The sequence below is a fragment of the Serratia sp. (in: enterobacteria) genome (genome assembly GCF_046715635.1).
Taxonomy (GTDB): Bacteria; Pseudomonadota; Gammaproteobacteria; order Enterobacterales; family Enterobacteriaceae; genus Chania.
Window position 1 is genome coordinate 1 of record NZ_JBKJYW010000159.1, and the last position, 21,444, is coordinate 21,444.

The 21,444-nt window shown below is 54.5% G+C and carries 18 protein-coding genes and 1 pseudogene; 7 read left to right on the forward strand and 12 right to left on the reverse strand.

The window, feature by feature from the left end; all coding sequences use genetic code 11:
* Nucleotides 1-191: pseudogene (locus tag ACLQ7H_RS07970) on the forward strand (ssDNA-binding protein); the annotation flags it as partial.
* 58 nt (nucleotides 192-249) lie between these two features.
* On the opposite strand, the gene ACLQ7H_RS07975 reads toward ACLQ7H_RS07970, so the two are convergent.
* Entirely contained in the window at nucleotides 250-999 is a 750-nt protein-coding gene (locus tag ACLQ7H_RS07975) for a 3-oxoacyl-ACP reductase family protein (protein ID WP_411752200.1), read from the reverse strand.
* Between the two features lie 206 nt (nucleotides 1,000-1,205).
* Nucleotides 1,206-1,466 carry a multiple stress resistance protein BhsA gene (bhsA, locus tag ACLQ7H_RS07980; protein ID WP_411752201.1) on the reverse strand — a complete coding sequence of 87 codons (261 nt, stop codon included), beginning with the start codon at nucleotides 1,464-1,466 and terminating at the stop codon, nucleotides 1,206-1,208.
* A gap of 192 nt (nucleotides 1,467-1,658) precedes the next feature.
* Here bhsA and ACLQ7H_RS07985 point away from each other — a divergent pair, with 192 nt between their 5' ends.
* The 5 genes from ACLQ7H_RS07985 to ACLQ7H_RS08005 all read left to right on the forward strand — a co-directional run bounded on the left by ACLQ7H_RS07985 (nucleotide 1,659) and on the right by ACLQ7H_RS08005 (nucleotide 6,804).
* Nucleotides 1,659-2,114, forward strand: coding sequence for a lipocalin-like domain-containing protein (locus ACLQ7H_RS07985; RefSeq protein WP_411752202.1), 456 nt, complete (start codon nucleotides 1,659-1,661; stop codon nucleotides 2,112-2,114).
* Nucleotides 2,111-2,779 (forward strand): glutathione S-transferase family protein, encoded by a 669-nt coding sequence (locus ACLQ7H_RS07990; RefSeq protein WP_411752203.1) that lies wholly within the window; start codon nucleotides 2,111-2,113, stop codon nucleotides 2,777-2,779. The genes ACLQ7H_RS07985 and ACLQ7H_RS07990 overlap by 4 nt, the downstream gene beginning before the upstream one ends.
* A 46-nt stretch (nucleotides 2,780-2,825) precedes the next feature.
* Nucleotides 2,826-3,230, forward strand: coding sequence for a VOC family protein (locus tag ACLQ7H_RS07995; protein ID WP_411752204.1), 405 nt, complete (start codon nucleotides 2,826-2,828; stop codon nucleotides 3,228-3,230).
* A 377-nt stretch (nucleotides 3,231-3,607) separates the two neighbouring features.
* Nucleotides 3,608-4,969, forward strand: coding sequence for an NCS2 family permease (locus ACLQ7H_RS08000; RefSeq protein ID WP_411752205.1), 1,362 nt, complete (start codon nucleotides 3,608-3,610; stop codon nucleotides 4,967-4,969).
* 185 nt (nucleotides 4,970-5,154) lie between these two features.
* On the forward strand, nucleotides 5,155-6,804 hold the full coding sequence (locus ACLQ7H_RS08005) for a Na+/H+ antiporter (RefSeq protein ID WP_411752206.1): 1,650 nt from the start codon (nucleotides 5,155-5,157) through the stop codon (nucleotides 6,802-6,804).
* 36 nt (nucleotides 6,805-6,840) lie between these two features.
* Here the strand turns inward: ACLQ7H_RS08005 and ACLQ7H_RS08010 are convergent, their stop codons facing one another.
* The 3 genes from ACLQ7H_RS08010 to lpxP form a co-directional block, all read right to left on the reverse strand.
* Nucleotides 6,841-8,568 carry a SulP family inorganic anion transporter gene (locus tag ACLQ7H_RS08010; protein ID WP_411752207.1) on the reverse strand — a complete coding sequence of 576 codons (1,728 nt, stop codon included), beginning with the start codon at nucleotides 8,566-8,568 and terminating at the stop codon, nucleotides 6,841-6,843.
* Nucleotides 8,569-8,896: 328 nt separating this feature from the next.
* Nucleotides 8,897-9,586: a CTP synthase gene (locus ACLQ7H_RS08015; RefSeq protein ID WP_411752208.1), complete on the reverse strand. Its 690-nt coding sequence runs from the start codon at nucleotides 9,584-9,586 to the stop codon at nucleotides 8,897-8,899.
* A 228-nt stretch (nucleotides 9,587-9,814) separates the two neighbouring features.
* Nucleotides 9,815-10,735 (reverse strand): kdo(2)-lipid IV(A) palmitoleoyltransferase, encoded by a 921-nt coding sequence (gene lpxP, locus ACLQ7H_RS08020; protein WP_411752209.1) that lies wholly within the window; start codon nucleotides 10,733-10,735, stop codon nucleotides 9,815-9,817.
* Between the two features lie 576 nt (nucleotides 10,736-11,311).
* Here lpxP and ACLQ7H_RS08025 point away from each other — a divergent pair.
* Nucleotides 11,312-14,620 carry an autotransporter domain-containing protein gene (locus tag ACLQ7H_RS08025; RefSeq protein WP_411752210.1) on the forward strand — a complete coding sequence of 1,103 codons (3,309 nt, stop codon included), beginning with the start codon at nucleotides 11,312-11,314 and terminating at the stop codon, nucleotides 14,618-14,620.
* A 79-nt stretch (nucleotides 14,621-14,699) separates the two neighbouring features.
* Here ACLQ7H_RS08025 and fis read toward each other — a convergent pair whose 3' ends face one another.
* From fis to accC, 7 genes are all read right to left on the reverse strand, one after another.
* Nucleotides 14,700-14,996 (reverse strand): DNA-binding transcriptional regulator Fis, encoded by a 297-nt coding sequence (gene fis / locus ACLQ7H_RS08030; RefSeq protein WP_000462905.1) that lies wholly within the window; start codon nucleotides 14,994-14,996, stop codon nucleotides 14,700-14,702.
* Nucleotides 14,997-15,017: 21 nt separating this feature from the next.
* Nucleotides 15,018-15,983 carry a tRNA dihydrouridine synthase DusB gene (gene dusB, locus ACLQ7H_RS08035; RefSeq protein WP_037411678.1) on the reverse strand — a complete coding sequence of 322 codons (966 nt, stop codon included), beginning with the start codon at nucleotides 15,981-15,983 and terminating at the stop codon, nucleotides 15,018-15,020.
* Between the two features lie 355 nt (nucleotides 15,984-16,338).
* Nucleotides 16,339-17,073 (reverse strand): carbonic anhydrase, encoded by a 735-nt coding sequence (locus ACLQ7H_RS08040; RefSeq protein ID WP_411752211.1) that lies wholly within the window; start codon nucleotides 17,071-17,073, stop codon nucleotides 16,339-16,341.
* 190 nt (nucleotides 17,074-17,263) lie between these two features.
* Nucleotides 17,264-18,145: a 50S ribosomal protein L11 methyltransferase gene (prmA, locus tag ACLQ7H_RS08045; RefSeq protein WP_411752212.1), complete on the reverse strand. Its 882-nt coding sequence runs from the start codon at nucleotides 18,143-18,145 to the stop codon at nucleotides 17,264-17,266.
* A gap of 10 nt (nucleotides 18,146-18,155) precedes the next feature.
* A complete protein-coding gene (gene panF, locus ACLQ7H_RS08050) occupies nucleotides 18,156-19,601 on the reverse strand; it encodes a sodium/pantothenate symporter (RefSeq protein WP_411752213.1) in 1,446 nt (481 codons plus the stop codon).
* Nucleotides 19,591-19,833, reverse strand: a complete 243-nt coding sequence (locus tag ACLQ7H_RS08055; RefSeq protein ID WP_024486310.1) for a YhdT family protein — start codon at nucleotides 19,831-19,833, stop codon at nucleotides 19,591-19,593. Before ACLQ7H_RS08055 ends, panF begins: the two co-directional genes overlap by 11 nt.
* Nucleotides 19,834-20,104: 271 nt before the next feature.
* Nucleotides 20,105-21,442, reverse strand: coding sequence for an acetyl-CoA carboxylase biotin carboxylase subunit (gene accC, locus ACLQ7H_RS08060; protein ID WP_411752214.1), 1,338 nt, complete (start codon nucleotides 21,440-21,442; stop codon nucleotides 20,105-20,107).
* Nucleotides 21,443-21,444 lie beyond the last annotated feature (2 nt).

The window sequence follows — 21,444 nt, forward strand, 5'->3', positions numbered from 1 at the left end:
GTGGTGGTGCTCCAGCAGGCGGCGGCGCTCCAGCGGGTGGCCAGCAGGGCGGTTGGGGTCAACCTCAGCAGCCACAGGGTGGCAACCAGTTCAGCGGTGGTCAACAGCAGCAGGCTCGCCCAGCGCAAAACAGCGCACCAGCGGCCAGCAACGAACCGCCAATGGACTTTGACGACGATATTCCGTTCTGATTGCCCTCAGGTTCAAAACGAAAAGCCCCTTTTTGGGGCTTTTTTGCTTTAGAGGGCATTACGCCGAGAAGCCACCGTCAATCATCAGGCTGGCACCGGTGATATAACCCGCCTCTGGCCCCGCAAGATAAGCCACAAAGCTGGCGATCTCTTCATCTTTGCCATAGCGGCCAATGGCCATCATGGTTTTCATCAGTTCGGCAAAGTCGCCATCCGCCGGGTTCATATCGGTATCTACCGGGCCGGGCTGGACGTTATTGACGGTAATGCCGCGGGAACCCAGATCGCGAGCCATGCCCTTGGTTAAACCGACCAGCGCCGACTTGCTCATGGCGTAGATCGCCCCGCCGGCAAACGGCATGCGCTCGGCGTTGGTGCTGCCGATATTGATAATGCGGCCGTTGTCGTTCATATGGCGCGCGGCCTCCTGGCTAGCGACAAACACGCTACGGACGTTAACGGCCAGTGTGCGATCCAGATCCGCTAACGACAATTCCTCCAGACTGCCCATGGCCAGCACGCCCGCGTTGTTCACCAGAATATCCAGCTTACCGAAGCTATTTACCGTCTGGCGTATCGCCTGTTGCAAGGCCTCTGCGTCAGCACTGTCGGCACGAATGGCGATGGCTTGACCGCCAGCGGTCGTAATGGCTGCGACCACCTCATCGGCTTTATCGGGGGAGGAGACGTAAGTGAAAGCGACGGTTGCGCCTTCACGTGCCAGGCGTTTAACGATGGCGGCACCGATACCGCGTGAACCACCCTGGACAAAAGCTACTCTACCTGACAGAAATTGCGTTACTGACATGATATTTCTCCAGAAGTCGTGAAGGTTATTGAATAGCAAAAGCAGTATCGGGAAAGCGTGGGCTGGGAATTGCCAGAGCATGCCGTGAGCAGGGCTCTATCGGGGAAGTGCCGGTTGGCTGGTAAATTATAGAGCAGTTTGGTGAGTCTGGGTTTTGTCGCCCGCTAAAACGCGAAAAGCCCCTTGCGGGGCTCGTAATCTGACGATTAGTTAAAGATTTCTGCTGTGCCGTACAGCTTGTTCTGGCCACCGGCAGAAACGATGCGGTAAGAGTTGGCACCGGATGCGGCGGCTTTGCTTGCCAGTTCGGCTTCCAGGGCGCTCAGGTTGCTGGCACCGTTTACGGAAACCACACCGATTTTTTGTGCGTCGGCGGCCGGTTGGCTGGTGACTTGGTCAGCGGCAATGCTGGCGAAAGAAGCGGAAGTTAACAGTACAGCGGTAGCAAAAATTTTGATGCTTTTCATGATTCATTCCTCAGGGGTTTTGTTAGGTGAGAGGCCGTTTTCTCTCGATGTGTTGAATGATAGGCCACTTGGACGGAATGGAAAATCGGAGAGTTTTGAGTGTATTTGTCAAATAAACTGAATTAGTAGAAGGGTTGGCGATAGTTGAAATCACAACTACCTTTTAACCAGGGCGTTTAAGGAGTGTATGTGATGATGGCAGACCGGTTTATTGGCAGTTGGGCGCTGGTTTCTTCCGTATTCAAAGGGGAGGATGGGGCAATACATCATCCTTTGGGCGAGCAGGTGTTGGGGCGGATCAACTATGAGGCCAACGGCACTATGGCTGCGCAGCTCTATAGCGCAACGCGGCCAAGGTTTGCCTCAGAGGATTTGGTGCAGGGTAGTGATAGAGAGATCCGCATCGCCTTTATAAATATGCTTTGTTACTTTGGCCGCTATCGGATTGATGAAGATAAACAGTGTGTCATTCATCAGGTCGAGGGCTGTTCATTCCCCAACTGGCTGGGTAGCCAGCAGATCCGCTTCTACAGTTTCACTGACGATAAACTCACATTACGCACCGTACCATTGCAACTGGGTAACAGCGTGCAAATTGGTGAATTGGTGTGGCAACGGCTCCAGGCCGTCGAGGGAGAAAACCCATGATTATCGTACATCACCTGAACAACTCGCGTTCGCAGCGCATCTTATGGTTCCTGGAGGAACTCGGTGTTCCCTATCAGGTTTTGCGTTATCAACGCGATAAAACCACCATGCTGGCACCGCCCGAATTGAAAAAGATCCATCCATTGGGTAAATCACCAGTAGTGGTTGATGGCGATCTGACGCTGGCGGAGTCGGGCGCAATTATTGAATACCTGCAGGAGGCCTATGACGCACAAGGGTTATTCACCCCCACGGATTTCCACGCCCGCCAGGAGTATCGCTATTGGTTGCACTATGCAGAGGGATCGTTGATGCCGCTGTTGGTCATGAAACTGGTGTTCAGCCGCTTAGGTCACCCGCCAATCCCATGGGTAATGCGCCCAATTGCCGGGGCAATCGGTAAAGGGGTACAGAAAGAGTATCTGGATAAGCAGATTGCGACGCATCGCGACTATCTGGAGCAACACCTGAATAAAAGCACCTGGTTTGTGGGCAATGAATTTAGCGCTGCGGATATCCAGATGAGTTTCCCGGTGGAGGCGCTAGCTGGGCGAGGCGGGCTGGAGGGTAGCCCGAAACTGCAGGACTATCTGCAACGCATTCACGCGCGCCCTGCGTATCAGCGGGCGCTGGAACAAGGTGGACCGTTCAACGTGCTGGGTTGAAGGCTTGAGCTATACTCGATAGGATAACTTGCATAGGAGGTAGCCCATGGCTACGCAAATTTTTGTTAACCTGCCCGTCAGCAATTTGCCCGCTTCTATCGAATTCTTCCGCCAACTGGGGTTTATCTTCAACCCGCAGTTTACCGATGACACCGCCGCCTGCATGGTTGTGAGTGAGAGTATTTACGTGATGTTGCTGACCCACGAGAAATTCCAACTGTTTACCCCCAATCCCGTCAGCGATGCCAACAAAGCGACGGAAGTGCTGATTTGCCTGTCGCAACCCAGTCGTGCCGCGGTAGATGCGTTGGTTCGCAAAGCTATTGCCGCCGGTGGCAATACCTATAATCAGCCACAGGAACACTGCAATATGTACGGCCATGGCTTCCAGGATTTGGATGGTCATATCTGGGAACTGATGTACATGGATGAGCCCGCACTCGAGGCGTAATAAACTGTCCGCCCTGGCCGATCGGGGCGCTCTCCCTCTCAATCCATCATGTGATAAACCTCACACCTGCAACAATGATAGCCGCTAATGCTTTTTCGCATAAATTGTCGCGATCTTTAGTTGATCGGACGGCATAGAAGGCTAGATAATCGTTTGCCTTGAAAATCCCGCCCAGTAGCGCTTGGGATTTTGGGGACTAGACCACCATAAATCACCCGCTGCATGCGATGAGAGTTAAACGTTTGCCTTTTACACGCCGCGTACCTGAAGGGTAAGGAAGCGAACGTGACGGAAACGGTTTCGTCATGACCATGCATCAGTGGGATAACAAGCCTTTTCATCCAGGCTGGCAGCAATGAAAAACAGGGGACAGCAACATGTCGAATTCTCAAGCAAATAACGCCGTGACACCCAAAGGCGGGCTTGATGCGTATTTTAAACTTACAGCACGGGGTACTAACGTGCGCCAGGAAGTGGTGGCAGGGTTAACCACCTTCCTGGCGATGGTCTACTCGGTGATCGTGGTTCCCAGCATGCTGGGTAAAGCCGGTTTCCCACCGACTGCGGTGTTCGTTGCCACCTGCCTGGTTGCCGGTTTGGGGTCGTTGCTGATGGGATTGTGGGCCAACCTGCCGATGGCGATTGGTTGTGCTATTTCACTGACGGCGTTCACCGCCTTTAGTCTGGTGCTGGGCCAGCAGATCAGTATTCCCGTGGCGTTGGGCGCCGTATTCCTGATGGGGATCCTGTTTACCATCATCTCGATAACCGGTATCCGCTCCTGGATCCTGCGTAACCTGCCAATGGGCGTGGCGCACGGCACCGGTATTGGTATCGGCCTGTTCCTGCTGCTGATCGCGGCTAACGGTGTCGGCCTGGTGGTGAAAAATCCGCTGGATGGTTTGCCAGTGGCGCTGGGGGCATTTACCTCGTTTCCGGTGGTGATGACGTTAATCGGGTTGGCGGTGATCTTCGGCCTGGAAAAACTGCGCGTACCTGGCGGTATCCTGCTGGTCATTATTGCCATTTCGGTGATTGGTCTGATTTTCGACCCGGCGGTGAAATATCAAGGGCTGTTCGCCATGCCCAGTCTGGCGGGGCCTGACGGTAAATCGTTGATCTTCAGCCTGGATATCATGGGGGCCTTACAGCCTGTAGTGCTGCCAAGCGTGTTGGCATTGGTAATGACCGCGGTGTTTGACGCTACGGGCACCATCCGTGCGGTCGCCGGGCAGGCCAACCTGCTGGATAAAGATGGCCAGATCATTAACGGTGGCAAAGCGCTGACCTCTGATTCCCTGAGCAGCATCTTCTCCGGGCTGGTTGGGGCTGCACCTGCTGCGGTTTATATCGAATCTGCCGCGGGTACGGCGGCGGGCGGTAAAACCGGCCTGACGGCCACCGTGGTAGGGCTGTTGTTCCTGTTAATTCTGTTCCTGTCACCGCTGTCCTATCTGGTGCCAGTGTATGCCACAGCTCCAGCGCTGATGTACGTTGGCCTGCTGATGCTGAGCAACGTCACCAAGCTGGATTTCGACGACTTTGTTGACGCGATGGCCGGTTTGCTGTGCGCGGTGTTTATCGTGCTAACCTGTAACATCGTGACCGGCATCATGCTGGGCTTCAGTTCGCTGGTGATTGGCCGTGTGTTCTCTGGTGAATGGCGTAGGCTGAACATGGGTACCGTGTTAATTGCGGTAGCGCTGGTTGCATTCTATGCGGGTGGTTGGGCAATTTAAGTCTTTCCTCAGCGGGGCTGGTTTGCTGCCCCGCTGTTTTACCCTCTTCAGACAATTCTTCTTATTCTCTGCAACGTGAGTTGAAAAGCACAACAAGCTTTAATCCTGTGAAAAAAAGTGATCTACTATCCAGATACTTTTGCCAGCGTACTTTGGTGGTCTGAACTTTAGAGTCTAAGGAAAGCATGGAAATCTTTTTTACAATCCTCATCTTGATCCTGGTGGTCTCCCTGTCAGGGGTGGTAACACGTATGTTACCGTTCCAGATCCCGTTACCCTTGATGCAAATTGCCATTGGGGCCCTGTTAGCCTGGCCGAATTTCGGGCTGCACGTTGATTTTGACCCTGAGCTGTTTTTAGTGCTGTTTATTCCGCCATTGCTGTTTGCCGACGGTTGGAAAACACCGACACGCGAATTCCTGCACCACGGGCGTGAGATCCTGGGGCTGGCATTGGTGCTGGTGTTGATCACCGTTGTCGGAGTGGGGTATCTCATTTACATGATGGTACCGGGTATTCCGTTGGTTGCTGCGTTTGCGCTGGCGGCGGTGTTGTCACCTACCGATGCTGTGGCACTGGGTGGTATTGTCGGCAAAGGGCGCATCCCCAGAAGCATCATGGGCGTGCTGGAAGGGGAGGCGTTGATGAATGACGCTTCCGGCCTGGTATCGTTAAAATTTGCCATCGCGGTGGCGATGGGCACCATGGTGTTCACCGTCGGTGGTGCCTCCATGGAGTTTCTGAAGGTGGCGATTGGTGGCCTGCTCGCCGGTGTAGCGGTGACCTGGACCTACAGTAAGTCGCTGCGCGTGATGAGCCGTTGGAGCGGAGACGATCCGGCCACGCAGATTGTGTTGCTGCTGCTGTTACCCTTTGCCTCCTATCTGATTGCCGAACATATCGGCGTGTCTGGCATTCTGGCTGCCGTCGCGGCGGGGATGACGATCAGCCAGTCTGGCGTGATCCGCAACGCCCCGTTGGCCATGCGTTTGCGTGCCAACAGCGTCTGGGCAATGCTGGAGTTTGTGTTCAACGGCATGGTGTTCATCCTGTTGGGGCTGCAACTGCCGGGGATTTTGGAAACCTCGATTGTGCAGGCGGAGCTAGACCCGACTATCGAGACCTGGTACCTGTTCACCGACGTGGCGATTATCTACGCCGCACTGCTGGTGCTGCGTTTCAGTTGGTTGTGGGTGATGAAAAAGGCCAGCAACCGCTTTATGAAAAAGCGTCCACTGCAATTTGGCGAGTACAGCATGCGTGAGCTGTGGGTCGCTTCTTTCGCTGGCGTTCGTGGGGCGATTACGCTGGCTGGCGTGCTCTCCATCCCGCTGTTACTTAGCGACGGCACCGCCTTCCCAGCGCGCTATCAACTGGTGTTTATCGCCACTGGGGTGATCTTGCTGTCGTTGATTGTCGGCGTACTGGCCTTGCCGTTATTGCTGCGCGGGGTGCACGTGGCGGACAAGAGCGTCAGTAAGACCGAAGAGCGCATGGCGATTGCTATGGCAGCCGAAGTGGCGATCGAAAGCATCAACAAGATGGAAGAACGGCTGGCAGCAGACACCGAGGAAAACCTCGATCCGCAACTGCTGAAAGAGGTCAGTTCCAGGGTGACTGGGATGTTGCGGCGGCGCATTGCCAGTAAAGACGATATTGAAAACGCGCTGGTGTTGGAAAACCTCGAGCGGCGTTTCCGATTGACCGCCTTGCGGGCGGAGCGTGGTGAGCTTTATCACCTGCGTGCCACGCAAAAAATCAGCAATGAGACGCTGCAAAAACTGCTGCACGATCTCGACCTGCTGGAAGCCTTGCTGGTGGAGCGAGAAGGCTAAGCACATCTTTACGGGGGCCGCTATGCGGCCCTTATCTTACTCAGCCAAGGCTTCGGCATCTCGATCCCCTTGCGCCTTACTCTCCTTGCTTTGAATCAACTTCAACGCCAGATACAGGTCGGGAACCAGGATCAATTTACGTTCTTTACCGTCGGCCCGATCCAGACGAAACCAGCGTGTCAGTTCGGTACGTCGCCCTGCGAGCACCAGGCCGATCCCCCGCAGTTGCAGATCCCGCTTCAATTCCTCGACAGCGGCTAACACGCTAATATCCGCATGGGTGAAGCTGGCGACTGCATCAATGACCACCCAGCGCGGCTGGCCGGGGGAGGCATCTACCAGCGTGGCGATCCGCCGCTTGAAATAGGCGACGTTGAAATAGGTCAACGGCGAGTTAAAGCGGTACATAATGACGCCATCGACCGGCTCGACTCCGTTACTCTTACCTATCGAATGGATCATTCCGTCAGAATTAACCCCCAGTAGCTGCTCGGTTGGCCGGAAAACCGTCTGTAGAAATTGCAACAGGCCCAGCAGCACCGCCAGCCCAATGCCAGGAATGATCCCCACCAGCAGAACACTCAAGAAAGTAAACAGCGCCAGATAGAACGCAGAGCGATTGCGTTTACGCAGCCGGAAAATACTGCGCATATCTAACAGTGACCAAGAGGCGTAAATCAGCACCACGCCAAGAACCGGGATGGGGATAAACTGCAGCGGCTCGCTAAAAAACGCTACCACCATAGCGATTGCCAGCGCGGCAATCACCGAGACCAGTTGGCTCTTGCCGCCGTTGGCATCGTTAACGGCGGTACGGGAGTTGGCACCGCTGATGGCGAATCCCTGCGAAAGCCCAGAGACGATATTCACCAGCCCCAGCGCACGAAACTCACTGTCGGCGTCAACGTCGTAGCCATTTTTTGCCGCAAAGCTCCTAGTGGTCAGCATCATGCTGACAAAGCTGACTACGGCCAGGTTCAGCGCCGGGATCACCAGATCGCGCAGCAGCCCGGGTTTAAAATCAGGCCATGACACCATAGGCAAACCGCAACCGGTATAGCCCCCAACCGTTTCAATTCCAAAGCGTGGCAAATTCGCCGCCCAGGTCAACGCCGTCGTCAGTACCACGGCGAACAGCGGTGCGGGCCAATTAGGCCGGTAATAATGGACGCCAAGCAGGATCAGCAGCGTCAGCAGTGACATAAGCACCGTGGGCCAATGGCTGTTGAGCAAGTTAACCGGCAGCGCGTAAATACGTTCAATCAGCTCGCTGGAGGGCGAGGTAAAGCCGAATACCTTGCTGATTTGGTTGACGATAATCGTAAGTGCCACGCCGTTGAGCAACCCATTGAGGATCGGGCGTGATAGCAGGTCCGCAATGGCTCCCAGCTTGAAGCGGCTGGCAATCAGGCACCAAGTTCCCATCATCAGGGTCATCACGATGGTTAATTGCCAGTGCAGTTCGGTATGGCCAGCCGCTAGCGGAGTGACCACTGCGGCGATGACGGCGCAGGTGGCGGCATCAGGTCCGACGATCAGCTGACGCGATGAGCCAAAAATGGCGTAGGCGATCATCGGTAGAATGCAGGAGTAAAGCCCGACGATAGCGCTCACGCCAGCCAACTCGGCGTAGGCAATCGCCACAGGTAATGCCACTGCCGCCACCGAGAGGCCAGCGCGGATATCGGGTTTCAACCAGCTGCGCTCGTAAGCAAGCAGGTTCATCAGGCCAGGGGCGATACTCTGGAGGGATTTCCGCGGCATATCTTTTCCATCCGGATGAATAAGGGGCATGCTGTCTCTTTCGTTGGTCGCAAGAGTAAGTCAGCGGCTTTTTAGTGATTTTTTGTGAGCATTAGCCGAAGTATAGCAGGCGATTGTGACCTGAATTTGGTGGCCGTTGAGCAACGGAAGGTGGAAAATTTTACGAGCCACAGATTGATTCTGCTACCTGATGGCAACTCCGAATCGGCTCCCTCTCACTAAATGAGAGGGGTGAGGGGGAGACCTAAGACTACGCGGTAGCAGGTAATAGGCCTGGGTGCTGTGGGAGAGGTCGCTGTCCTGGTGCCAGATTAGCCTCTGGCAAGGATTAACGAGCGGCCTGGATCAGGGCCACAATCAACGGGGAAAGTTCCCCACGTAACGCTGCACGTTCCGACTGGAACAGGGTAGCGGCATAAAAACGGTGCCCCGGCAGTTCCACCGAGCGGACATCGCCTTCAATATCATGCCCACTGATGATCAGCGGGTGCTGCTCCAGATCCGTCACAAATTCAGGGTTAACCCCAAAGTTACAGTGATAGCCTTCGTGAGTCTCCAGCTTGCCATAGGCTCGAGCGATCAGCGTATTTGGCTGAAACAGAATGGTGCCGTTTTTCTCAACCAGTGAACAGCTCAGTGGTGCGATCACCAAGCGGCCCCCGCTGTCGGTCTCTGCATGACCGGCATCATGCCAACCCATCACATTGCGTGCATATTCCACCACCGCATATTGAAACCCGCCGCAAGATCCCAGCAAGGGGATGTTCTGCTCGCGGGCATGGCGGAGGGTCATAAAGACGCCGTCATCGTTGCGATAAGGGCTGCCAGGGACCACCCAGATAGCATCATAATCCTGCAGGGCAGAGACACCGGTCAGGGTTTCGGTGGGGAGCCACTGGGATTGGATATCAATATCGAGGTGTGAAGCGATAAGTTGGAGAGCGACGGGGATGGCCTGATGGGCAACGGCTTCGCTGCGGTAATCACCAATCAGAGCAAGACGAACCTGCATTTTCATCGTTTCTTTTCCTGAGCGGGTAAAAAAGGATGTTACAGCAGAGTTAAAAACGGGTCTGTGACTTTTTCAAAGGAGAGCACAAAATGTGCGAGGGATTGAGAGTGTGCTACAGATTGGCTCCTGTACCTGATTTCGACTCTGTAAAGCTCCCTCTCCCTGTGGGAGAGGGTTGGGGTGAGGGGGGATTGCCGATCTTGACTGACAAACATCACATCCCAGACAGAGAGTTTAATACAGCGAAGGTGAACCCGCCGGACGCGTTTTGAAGCGGCGGTGCAACCACAGATATTGCTCTGGAGCACGCATGATCTCTTTCTCTACCACTTTATTCATGTAGGCGGCAGCGGCCACTTCATCGTCGATTGGGTAGTCCTCTAACGCCGGCTGGATCAGCAGATCGTAGCCACAGCCTTTCGGGCGGCGGATCAGCACGACCGGTACCAGCGCCGGTTTGGCCATGCGGGCCAGCATAAAAGTACCGCTGGTGGTGGCGGCCTGATCGACGGCGAACAACGGGGCAAATACGCTGCCACGTGGGCCGTAATCCTGATCGGGAGCAAACCATACGGCTTCGCCCCGCTTCAGGGCTTGCACCATGCCGCGCAGATCTTTGCGATCCAGCATGGCTTTGTTGGAGCGCATGCGGCCTTTGGTCTGTGCCCATTCCATCGCCTTGTTGTTGTGTGGGCGATACATGGCCATCATCGGCTGACACAGGCCCATCGCCCGGCCGCCCAACTCCAGAGACATGAAATGCACCCCAATCACCAGCACGCCACGGCCATTTTGCTGGGCTTGCTTCAGGTGGTTGATGCCGGTCACGTTGAACCAGCGCTTTACGCGTTTATCTGACCAGAACCAGGCCATGCCGGTTTCCAGCAGGCCCATGCCGAGGGATTCGAAGTTACCGATAATTTGACGTTCGCGCTGCGCCTCATCCATCTCTGGGAAGCACAGTTCAAGATTGCGGCGGGTGATCGACACGCGGCGTTTCAGGAAGCGCATTGACGTGCGGCCCATCCATCCGCCGAGCTTGTGCAGCACGGGGTAGGGTAGCTGAACTAACAGGAACAGGACTGCCAAGCCAAACCAGGTCAGCCAGTAGCGCGGGTGCAGTAATGCACGTTTAAAAGTTTGTGGACGCTTCATATTAACTCTGTATGCGAAATGGGGTAGAAATCTGTAGCGCATTAAGAAGCGACTCAATAGCGATACCGTACTCTGACACCCAGTCATGACGATCGTTTAGCCATTGACTAAACTTTTACATTCGAAGGGCGGTTCGCATTGCTATCAGGCTTCGGAAGGACGGCTGCTCGCGAGCGAAGGGGCTCTCGTATCTAGGATTATACCACATAAAGCATGGGGGGAGAGTGGGGGGGGCGAAGATCCCCATCGGATTTTTTGCTGTATTCTGAGGTATGGGCGGGAGCCGTTTTCTCCATCCAGCACAATTTTTTTCTAAGAACTGAGCAGGGCAGGAAAAAATCCCCATTATCGCCCACACTATAACAGGCACACTTTAGGCGTTGGCTAGCGGCATGATCCTTATTAAATCATTTAATCAATCAAATCGGCCTGGGAAGGTCGGTGTGCGGGTTAATGGGCTAATAACGCTTAATTTGTATTGCGATATATTAAAAATGCAGGTTTTTATTCGTGACTCTCTATTAATAAGGGAGGAATTGCTCTTTTCTCTTCGGGTTCCGGATGGTGGCGGTGGCGATGAAAAGGCTCCTTATAACGGCGGCATTAACCAGTCTATTACCTGGTTACAGTAGTTACGCCGAAGAAAGTTATCTGGTCTACGGCCCAAAGCATACTGCCGTATTTCAAGTACGTTTCTTTGATGTGGGTGATGGCCCTGTTATGGGGGAGCCAGCGGATCCGTATGAGTCGACCTGGGATTTGAATCGGCAACAGAAAGAAAAAATACTGGGTGCAATGCATTACTGGGCCGAAGTGATTGTCCCCAAGCCAGGGCAATCGCCTGCCGTCATCAACGTTGGGACGTTTGATGTGGTTAACGCCGCAGGTTTCAGTGACCTGATAACCCATGGTGCTGGCAGCATTACCCAACTGCAAGCTGCTCTCAATGGCGTCGATCCTGGAAAGCTGGCCTTCGGTTCCCATGCCCAATTTATCATGGGAAAAATGGATTTCGATACGGATCCCTATGTCCCTGCGCAATTACCGAGAACGGGAAGAGTGGATCTGACCAGCATTGCGGTTCACGAACTGGCTCATGGGCTGGGTATCTACAGTATGGCTTTTGGCTATGAAGAGATTATTCCCTACACCCCGTTCTTTGATGCCAATATACCTTTTAATGCCTGGACCGCACATCTACGCGACGATAACGGCAACCCAGCTCGGCCCGGTCAGGTAATACTGTGCACGGGGTGCAATAACCCCTGGGATCCGCAAGGCTTTGATGTGCGCCTCGATAAGGGGTATTTCACAGGTAAACACGTCGATGAAGTGCTGGCGGGGGCTATGCCCGGTGTTCCGGTGAAAATGCTGGATGACGATGGCTATGTTGATAATAACTATATGAGTCATATCGAGCTGAAAAACAGCATTATGAGCCATCAGTACTACCGCAACCGCACCACCTTTATGGAAGCCGAATTGGCACTGCTGCAAGACATCGGGTATCAGATCGATCGGCGTAATTTCTTCGGCTTTTCGCTATACGGTGATGGGCAGATATTGGTGAATCAACACGGCTACTTTTTGCGTAATGAGCAGGGTGATGGCTACATCGTGTGGCAATATAATACCGCGACACAGGGCGTGGGTTTACATGTTTACGGCAGCAATAACCGCATCTTCCAGCAAGCGGATCTGCTAACGGAGGGAGCCGGTGGAGCCGGTATCCGCATCGACGGGCAAAATAACACCCTGGTTGTGGAACCCGGCACACGTGTCTATGCCGATGGCCTTAATGGCCGTGCGGTGATGTTTGCTTATGGCAAGGATCATAACTTTATTCAACGTGGTGATATTCAGGCGCTGGGGGAAAATGGCGCGGCCATCAGTTTTGACTTTGGTAATAACATGATGGGTAACGATGGGGAGTATCGTGGGTCCTGGATGCGTTATATTTTCGGCTATGAATTCGATTTACTCCCAGAGTTGAAGGGCGCACTGATAAACAGCGCAGACATTAGCGGGCGTGTTGCTGCGAAAGGCGCGGCGATTTATATCTCGCCAAATGCGCTGGTCAACAATATCAATCTATTAAATGGTGCCCAGATAGAAGGGAATATCTACTCTGCTTACAATCAGCTAGATGAATATGGGCAGCAACGCCTGACCCAGTTTACTTTTGGGCGCATGGCGGATCAGCGAGGGCAGGCAACCGATCAACCAGACCCCAATTTCAGGTTCAACTATCAGGGCAATATCTTCGGGATCGGCAACCTGGCCCTGAGCACGCGCGGCGGGCTCACCTCACTGAATGGCCAGCATGAGATTTATAGCATGTCTATCGCACCGGGCTCCACGCTGGCTGGCAACAGCGATTATACCTTGAACCCGGCGGGACGCTTTGTGAATGACGGTATCCTCGCGCCAGGTAATTCGCTAGGGCAAATTGAGGTCACCGGCCACTATCAACAGGGCGAGAATGGGCAGTTGTTGTTAGAGGTCGATGGCCGTGGTGGACACGATACCTTGGTGGTTAATGGCCATGCGGAATTCAACGGCCAACTGACGTTCGCCCCGCAGCCAGGCTGGTATGCGACAGACTGGCAACTGGATTCGGGCGAGATGCTGAAAGCCACCTCACACAGCGGAGAATTCCGCGCGGTGAACGTTTTGCTCAGTTCCCCCACGCTGACCTTGCAGGCAACGCCGCAGGGAGAGGATCGTTGGCAACTCGCGATGTTGCGTGCTGACAACCCCTACAGCCAGTATGCCCTGGATAACAATGCTCGGCAGGTCGGCCAGGCGCTGGACCACATTGTGTTTGTTGCAGATGCAGACATCCAGCCACTGTACCGTACGCTGGACTTTTCTGCCGCCGATGGTGGGGGCATCAGCAGCGCTTTGCCGCAGCTTTCGCCTGCTGCGTACAGTGCGATGTTCGCCAGCTCTCTTAATCGTGAACAACAGATTACGCGGATCGTCAGTGGATCTCATCCCACCACGCCAGGGCAGCAGGTTGCAGGTGAGTGGCACAGTTTTGCCATACCGTTTGGTGGCGGTTTCTGGCAGCAGCGCCAGGGCAGTCAAGTTGGCTATGATGCCAGCAGCTACGGCGTAATCTTTGGTGCTGAAAAGCACAGCGAGCAGAATAGCGACTGGGTTTATGGCTTCCATGGCGCGGTCAGTGGGCAATCGGTAACGGCAAAAGCACCGCAAAACGCCAGCGGCAAAACCACGGCTTTCGATCTGGGTATCCAGGCCCGTTACGCTGCCGATCAACCGGCGGGGATGTATCTATTCGGCAATGGTCGGTTTGGCATTGAAGATAGCCGTTTGGATCGCAGCATAAGCGTCGAGACTTATCAGGCGAGCCAACATGCCAGTTGGACCGGCCTGGCGGGTTCTGTTGCTGCTGGTGGCGGCTACCGTTGGGCGCTGAATGACCAATGGAGCGCTGGCCCGTTGGCCGCACTGCATTACACCACCTTGCATCGACCAAGTGTGACGGAAACGGGCAATGACAGTAGCCGCTTGGCGCTAGGTTCTAGCACCTTTGATTCGCTACGCTCCAGCATTGGGGTAAACAGTAGTTGGGATCTGCCGCTCTCTTCGGGCGCTGCTATTGCTGCCGATCTGCAACTCACCTGGGATCACGAGTTGCTGGATAGCGACGTGTCGCAAGAAGCCTCTTTCGCCAACTACCGCGCGGTGAGCTTTAGCAACAAGAATCAGGTGACTGGGCGTGATTCCTTGGGGGTGAAAGCCGGGGTTCGTTACCAAATCAATAAAGATGTGGAGTTGGGCTTGGGGGTAGAGAGCGAGCTGTTCCGTTCGGGTTATGATTCGGTAGCGGGCAACCTTTCTGCCACCTGGCGTTTCTGACAGGCCGGTATGATAAAAGAAAAAGGCGCTTACCAAATGAGGTAAAAGCGCCTTTTTTCAACATCTTAACTGATTGTTATCAGTTCATGCCGTATTTTTTCAGTTTCTTACGCAGTGTACCGCGGTTGATCCCCATCATCAGGGCTGCGCGGGTTTGGTTGCCACGGGTGTACTGCATCACCATGTCCAACAGTGGCTGTTCAACTTCAGCCAGTACCAGCTCATACAGATCGTTAACGTCTTGACCGTTCAGTTGAGCAAAATAGTTCTTCAGTGCTTGCTTAACCGAGTCACGCAGAGGCTTTTGAGTCACTTGGTCCTGTGAGTTCACGGTTGAAACGGTCAGTACGTCAGAATTTACGCGTTGTTCGAACATAGTTCTGTCAGCTCTTTTTTGTTACGCAAGATTTTCGAAATATGCCTCCAACGCCTCCAGCTGTTCGCTGGCATCCTCTATGGCGTTGAATGTGCGCCGAAACTGGTCATTAGGGGCATGCTCCTGTAAGTACCAGGAGACGTGCTTTCGAGCAATCCGAAATCCCTTGCCTTGGCCGTAAAAGCCGTGCAATTCCCGAATATGCCCTATTAACAAGCGCTTCACTTCGCCAAGTGGCATCGGTGGCAGCAGCTCCCCAGTGTCCAGATAATGCTGGATTTCCCGGAAGATCCAGGGTCTCCCCTGAGCAGCACGGCCTATCATCAGGGCATCTGCCCCAGTGTAGTCGAGCACTGCTCTGGCTTTATGCGGGTCAGTAATGTCGCCATTCGCGATGATCGGAATAGAGACATTCTGCTTAACTGCCCGAATGCTGTCGTACTCCGCGTTGCCGTTGAACAGGCAGGCACGGGTTCGGCCATGAATCGTCAGGGCCTGTATACCACAATCTTCGGCCAGTTGGGCAATTTCTACACAGTTACGGTTCTCTGGTTCCCAGCCGGTTCGGATCTTAAGTGTTACCGGCACATCCACCGCGTTAACCACCGCGAGGAGGATCTGTCTAACCAGATCCGGGTACTGCAGTAACGCAGACCCTGCAAGCTTCCGGTTCACTTTCTTGGCTGGGCACCCCATATTGATGTCGATGATCTGTGCACCGCTGGCCACATTAATGCGCGCCGCGGCGGCCATATCATCAGGATCACATCCGGCTATCTGCACGGAACGGATCCCTGGTTCATCGCTATGTACCATACGCAGACGTGACTTATCCGTGCGCCACACCTCCGGGTTGGAGGAGAGCATTTCGGATACAGCCATCCCAGCACCCATTGCATGACATAGGGTTCTGAATGGGCGATCTGTGATGCCGGCCATCGGGGCCGCAATCAGGCAATTTGTTAACTGGTGGTGTCCAATGCGCATAGACAAAGAGTGACCATACTGTGTCCGCAAGGGCGCGTATATTACGCATTTTTTCATTCAGATGAAAGGCCAAACTTTAACCAATTGACGGTTATTGGGCGATAAAAGTGCGCTTATACGCCCTTGGTTAAAATATTATGTTTATTTAACAATGTGTTGTGTGATTGTGCTTAATTTGCGTGCGCAAAAATATTCCACTACCGGCAGGATTTTATCTTTATGCGTTGGCAATAACAGATCGTAACATCAGGTTATTTGTAACATTGTCAGCTTAATACTTTGACAAATCGGCCAGAATGATGCTGGGAATTACCGCCACCCCAGTGAGGGCAGCGGCGGGGGTAGCTGGCAAAAATCAATCGACGATAACGCGGCCGTTGAGCGGCTGTACCGGACGATTGTTGTTATGGTGGACTACCGAGTGGAATTGACTGATTTGTTCGGCAGAAGCGCTTACAGGCTGATCTAGCACCAACCAACTGACCCCTTCAGAGCAGGGCGGCGTCGTTAGTGAACCGCTGAAGCGGTAGAAGTTAAACTGTTTCGGCAGCAACGCCTTGATATCCAACGGCTTGTTAAGCACGGCAGTTTGATCAACGGCGGTAGGCATTTGTTGCCAGGCCTGTGCGAGTTGTGGGTTAGCTTTACCTTCCTGGAACATCAGGGCCAGCACCGCCAGGGCACCGTCTTTGTCCTTGTAGACAAAGTGGGCTTCCAGTGGGAACTGTTTGCCGTCGATCTCGTTTTCGCTCGGGGAGTGGAAATGGAACTGCTGCAGCGTGAAGATGTCTTTATCCAACAACAAGGTGTTGCCTTCGCTGACGTTCACCTGAATGGTGTGGCCGTTGTTGACGATTTGCTGTTTGCCCGGCTGGAACGCGAGATCAAGCTTGCCATGCTGGGTTTTCAGTGCGCCTTGAATATTGACCGGGGACTGGTTTTTACCAGTTTCACACAGTGAAAAATCGGGTGAGAGCTTGCCCCAATGCGCCGGATCTTCCTGGCCTTCATAGCCCCAATGAGCATGTTCTGCGGCACCGATCGAGAAGCTGGCGGCCAACAGGACGGCCAGCAACATTTTTCCTTTCATTTCCTGATCCTTGTAAACGAAAACACCAATTATCCTGGGTGGGAGGCTCATGTGCTGCGGGCCGCCATCACCCCGCACAGGAGAATACGCCTGGCTTGCGTAGGGATAAATTAGTCAATTCTTAGGAAAAGAAAAAACCATCGGAACTGATTAAATTTCCGATGGTTTTTGGCAAGCGGGAAAAATGTAACTAGTTGCGTTGGCCGGTAATGCGGCACCACTCTTCGCGCTCGGCCACCGGGTCGAGGTTGAATTTATCCTGATAGGCTTCGGCTACGCTGGCGGCCTGGGTCGCCAATACGCCTGACAGGCCCAGATAGCCGCCGGATTTTGGCAGATCGCTGATTAATGGAGCCAGCTCACGCAGCGGGCCAGCGAGAATGTTCGCCACTACTACATCGGCCAGCAGATCGGCAGGTTGGTCTTTTGGCAGATACAGCTCCAGACGCTCTGAAACGCCGTTACGCTGCGCGTTGTCGCGGCTGGCCTGAATGGCCTGGGGATCGATATCGATGCCAATGGCGCGGGCGGCACCGAGTTTTAACGCGGCGATCGCCAGAATGCCGGAACCGCAACCGAAGTCGATGACGGTTTTGCCGGCCAGATCCAATCCATCGAGCCATTGCAGGCAAAGTGCGGTGGTTGGGTGTGTGCCAGTGCCAAACGCCAGGCCAGGGTCGAGCATGACGTTTACCGCGTCAGGATCGGGCACGTCACGCCAGCTTGGGCAAATCCACAGGCGCTCGCCAAAACGCATCGGGTGGAAGTTATCCATCCACTCACGTTCCCAGTCTTTATCTTCCAACTGCTCGATTTTGTGGCGGAAACCGGCACCCAACAATGGGTGCTGTTCCAGTATGGCGACCACTTCGGTCATATCGGTTTCGGCATCATACAGGCCGATCACATCGGTATCGCCCCACAGCAGGGTTTCGCCCGGCAGCGGTTCAAACACCGGGTTGTCGTGGGTGTCCTGAAAGGTGACCGACACCGCGCCGCTTTCAACCAACGCATCGCTCAGGTCTTCTGCCTGGCTGCCGGTGGTGTTCAGTTTTAGTTGGATCCAAGGCATAACAATTCTCTCAAGAGGGTAGGGATGACGCCAACTGGCGCTTTTTGCCGTAGACGTTACCGAGATAAAACGCCAACAGGCTGAGTAACAGCGAGGGCACAATAGGGTGCAATCCGGCCAGGTGCAGGTCGAGGCTGGCTAATAGCGTATAGCATACCGCACCGGTGACCATTGAGCTAAGGGCACCCTGAGCGTTGGCGCGTTCCCAGTACAGGCCCAGCACCAGCGGCCACAGGAATACCGCTTCCAGCCCGCCGAACGCCAGCAGGTTCAGCCAGATGATCATTTCAGGCGGGCGCCAGGCGGCCAGCAGCACCAGTAATCCGAGGATCAGCGTGGTCAGGCTGGAGAAGCGTTTGATCATCTTCTCATTGTTCATCTGCAGCGGACGTACGCCCAGATAGAGGTCTTTGATGATGGTGGCGGAGGATTGCAGCAACTGCGCATTGATGGTCGACATGATCGCCGCCATCGGTGCAGCCAGGAAGATCCCTGCGGCGTACGGGGGCAGCACGGTGATCATCAACGTCGGGATCACCTGATCGGGGATCTTCAGATCTGGCAGCACCGCACGGCCCAGAGCGCCAGCCAGATGCATACCAAACATCAGGATTGCTACCACGATGGTGCCGAGGATAATGCCACGGTGCACGGCTTTGCTGTCTTTATACGAGATACAGCGCACGGCGGTGTGCGGCAGGCCAATCACGCCAAAGCACACCAGGATCCAGAACGAAGCCATAAACGGCAGGCTGAGGATCTGATCGCCGCCTTGCGGCGAGACCAACGCCGGATCGATCTGTTGCAGCTTATCAACCGCGCTGTGCAAGCCTCCCGCCGCGTGGATCACTGCAACCAGCAGTAATATCGTGCCCAGCAGCATCACCAGCCCTTGCATAGCATCGTTCAGCACGCTGGCACGGAAGCCACCAAATGCGGTGTACAAGGCAATACTGATACCAAATATCAGCAGGCCGGTATCGTAAGGAATACCCGCCGCAGTCTCGAGCAGGCGTGCGCCACCGATAAACTGTACCGTCATCGCCCCGAGGAAGGCGACCAACAGGCTCAGGCTGGCCAACCACACCAGCAAGCGGCTCTGATAGCGGGCGAACAGCATATCGTTAAGCGTGATGGCATTGTAGCGCCGCGCCAGAATGGCAAACTTTTTCCCCAGCACGCCAAGTGAAAGCCACACGGCAGGCAGTTGGATCATCGCCAGCAGCACCCAGCCGAGGCCGTACTTATAGGCAGCACCAGGCCCACCAATAAACGAACTGGCGCTGATATAGGTGGCGGTCAGCGTCATGGCCAGCACAAAGCCGCCCATCGAACGGTTACCGAGGAAATATTCACTCAGAAAGTTACCGCTCTGGCGACGGGTGTAGGCATAGACCGACAGGCCAAACACCAGCAACAGATAGGCGATCAGCGGCAGAATGACTTCAGTTTGCATCGCTATCCTCCAGGGGAATATCGCGGAAGATGCCGCGTACCATCAGCCAGCACAGGCCAATAAACAGCAGTGGTACCAGCAGGCAGGCCATTTCGAACCAGTGCGGCAGCCCGGTGATCCCGGCGTTGCTGTCTGGCAGATAGGCCGCCAGCGACCAGGCCAGCAGGTAAAGCAGCGTCAGGCCCAGTGCCCAGCGTGCTTCGCGGTTAGCTTGAACAAAGCGTTGTTCCATCCGTGCCTCCAAGGGGTTTACGGTGATGGATTGGCAAAGGAGGGGATTTTACGACAAGGGACGGTTTTGCCAAGCCGTTATGTGAGCAATCGGGATAAAAAAACCGGCCAAAGGCTGGCCGGTTGATGGGATTTACTCGATCTGCGCCAGGCTGGATAGGGTAGAGAGGTTAGGGTGAGGGGGCAATTTTCCTCCCCAGCCCCCAAATAAAAAAACACCGCAGAAGTTCTCATGCGGTGTTTTTTATTAACCCAATATCGTTACCCGATAATCAGGTTTCTTGCAGACCCAGCTTCTTCTCCAGATAGTGGATATTGGTACCACCATGCTGGAAGTTTTCGTCGGTCATGATCTTCTGCTGCAGTTCAACGTTGGTTTTGATGCCATCGATGATCAGTTCAGCCAGAGCGTTCTTCATGCGGGCAATCGCCACGTCACGGTTTTCACCGTAGGTGATCAGCTTGCCAATCATGGAGTCATAGTACGGCGGCACGGTATAGCCAGCGTAGATATGAGATTCCCAACGCACGCCGAAACCACCAGGAGCGTGGAAGCGGGTGATCTTGCCTGGGCTTGGCAGGAAGGTGTTCGGGTCTTCGGCGTTGATACGGCATTCCACCGCATGGCCTTGTACCTTCACTTCGTCCTGTTTAATCGACAGCGGTTGACCGGCAGCGATACGCAGCTGCTCTTTGATCAGATCCACGCCGGTGATCATTTCGGTAACCGGGTGTTCCACCTGGATACGGGTGTTCATTTCAATGAAATAGAACTCGCCGTTCTCATACAGGAATTCAAAGGTACCCGCACCGCGGTAGCCGATTTCCACACAGGCTTTTGAACAGCGTTCGCCGATGTAGCGGCGCAGCTCTGGAGTGATCCCCGGTGCTGGTGCCTCTTCGACCACTTTCTGGTGGCGGCGCTGCATGGAGCAGTCACGCTCAGCCAGATAGATGGCGTTGCCCTGGCCGTCTGCCAACACCTGAATTTCGATGTGGCGTGGGTTTTCCAGGTACTTCTCCATATACACCATGTCGTTGTTGAAAGCCGCTTTGGCTTCCGCTTTGGTCATGGAGATGGATTGTTCGAGATCTTTGTCGCCGCGCACAACGCGCATGCCGCGACCGCCGCCGCCGCCGGAAGCCTTGATGATCACCGGATAGCCGATGCGCTTGGCGAAGGCACGGTTTTTGTCCATGTCATCGGTCAGCGGGCCGTCGGAGCCAGGTACGCAAGGTACGCCAGCTTTTTTCATCGCGCTGATGGCAGAAACCTTGTCACCCATCAGGCGAATGGTTTCGGCGCGTGGGCCGATGAAAATAAAGCCAGAGCGTTCTACCTGCTCGGCAAAATCGGCGTTCTCGGACAGGAAGCCATAGCCCGGGTGGATCGCCACGGCGCCGGTAATTTCGGCGGCGGAGATAATGGCCGGGATGTTCAGATAGCTTTTAACCGAAGGCGCAGGACCGATACAAACGGTCTCGTCCGCCAGCAGAACGTGTTTCAGATCGCGGTCGGCACTTGAGTGAACGGCAACGGTTTTGATGCCCAGTTCTTTACAAGCGCGCAGGATACGTAGCGCGATCTCGCCACGGTTGGCGATAACAATTT

Excerpts from the sequence above, each read along its gene's own strand:
- panF (WP_411752213.1), bottom strand. The coding sequence starts at position 19,601 with ATGCAAACTGAAGTCATTCTGCCGCTGATCGCCTATCTGTTGCTGGTG.
- ACLQ7H_RS08005 (WP_411752206.1), top strand. The coding sequence starts at position 5,155 with ATGGAAATCTTTTTTACAATCCTCATCTTGATCCTGGTGGTCTCCCTG.
- prmA (WP_411752212.1), bottom strand. The coding sequence starts at position 18,145 with ATGCCTTGGATCCAACTAAAACTGAACACCACCGGCAGCCAGGCAGAA.
- ACLQ7H_RS07995 (WP_411752204.1), top strand. The coding sequence starts at position 2,826 with ATGGCTACGCAAATTTTTGTTAACCTGCCCGTCAGCAATTTGCCCGCT.
- ACLQ7H_RS08025 (WP_411752210.1), top strand. The coding sequence starts at position 11,312 with ATGAAAAGGCTCCTTATAACGGCGGCATTAACCAGTCTATTACCTGGT.
- ACLQ7H_RS08040 (WP_411752211.1), bottom strand. The coding sequence starts at position 17,073 with ATGAAAGGAAAAATGTTGCTGGCCGTCCTGTTGGCCGCCAGCTTCTCG.
- ACLQ7H_RS08010 (WP_411752207.1), bottom strand. The coding sequence starts at position 8,568 with ATGCCGCGGAAATCCCTCCAGAGTATCGCCCCTGGCCTGATGAACCTG.
- dusB (WP_037411678.1), bottom strand. The coding sequence starts at position 15,983 with ATGCGCATTGGACACCACCAGTTAACAAATTGCCTGATTGCGGCCCCG.
- ACLQ7H_RS08000 (WP_411752205.1), top strand. The coding sequence starts at position 3,608 with ATGTCGAATTCTCAAGCAAATAACGCCGTGACACCCAAAGGCGGGCTT.
- fis (WP_000462905.1), bottom strand. The coding sequence starts at position 14,996 with ATGTTCGAACAACGCGTAAATTCTGACGTACTGACCGTTTCAACCGTG.
- bhsA (WP_411752201.1), bottom strand. The coding sequence starts at position 1,466 with ATGAAAAGCATCAAAATTTTTGCTACCGCTGTACTGTTAACTTCCGCT.
- ACLQ7H_RS07975 (WP_411752200.1), bottom strand. The coding sequence starts at position 999 with ATGTCAGTAACGCAATTTCTGTCAGGTAGAGTAGCTTTTGTCCAGGGT.
- ACLQ7H_RS07990 (WP_411752203.1), top strand. The coding sequence starts at position 2,111 with ATGATTATCGTACATCACCTGAACAACTCGCGTTCGCAGCGCATCTTA.
- lpxP (WP_411752209.1), bottom strand. The coding sequence starts at position 10,735 with ATGAAGCGTCCACAAACTTTTAAACGTGCATTACTGCACCCGCGCTAC.
- ACLQ7H_RS08015 (WP_411752208.1), bottom strand. The coding sequence starts at position 9,586 with ATGAAAATGCAGGTTCGTCTTGCTCTGATTGGTGATTACCGCAGCGAA.
- ACLQ7H_RS08055 (WP_024486310.1), bottom strand. The coding sequence starts at position 19,833 with ATGGAACAACGCTTTGTTCAAGCTAACCGCGAAGCACGCTGGGCACTG.
- ACLQ7H_RS07985 (WP_411752202.1), top strand. The coding sequence starts at position 1,659 with ATGATGGCAGACCGGTTTATTGGCAGTTGGGCGCTGGTTTCTTCCGTA.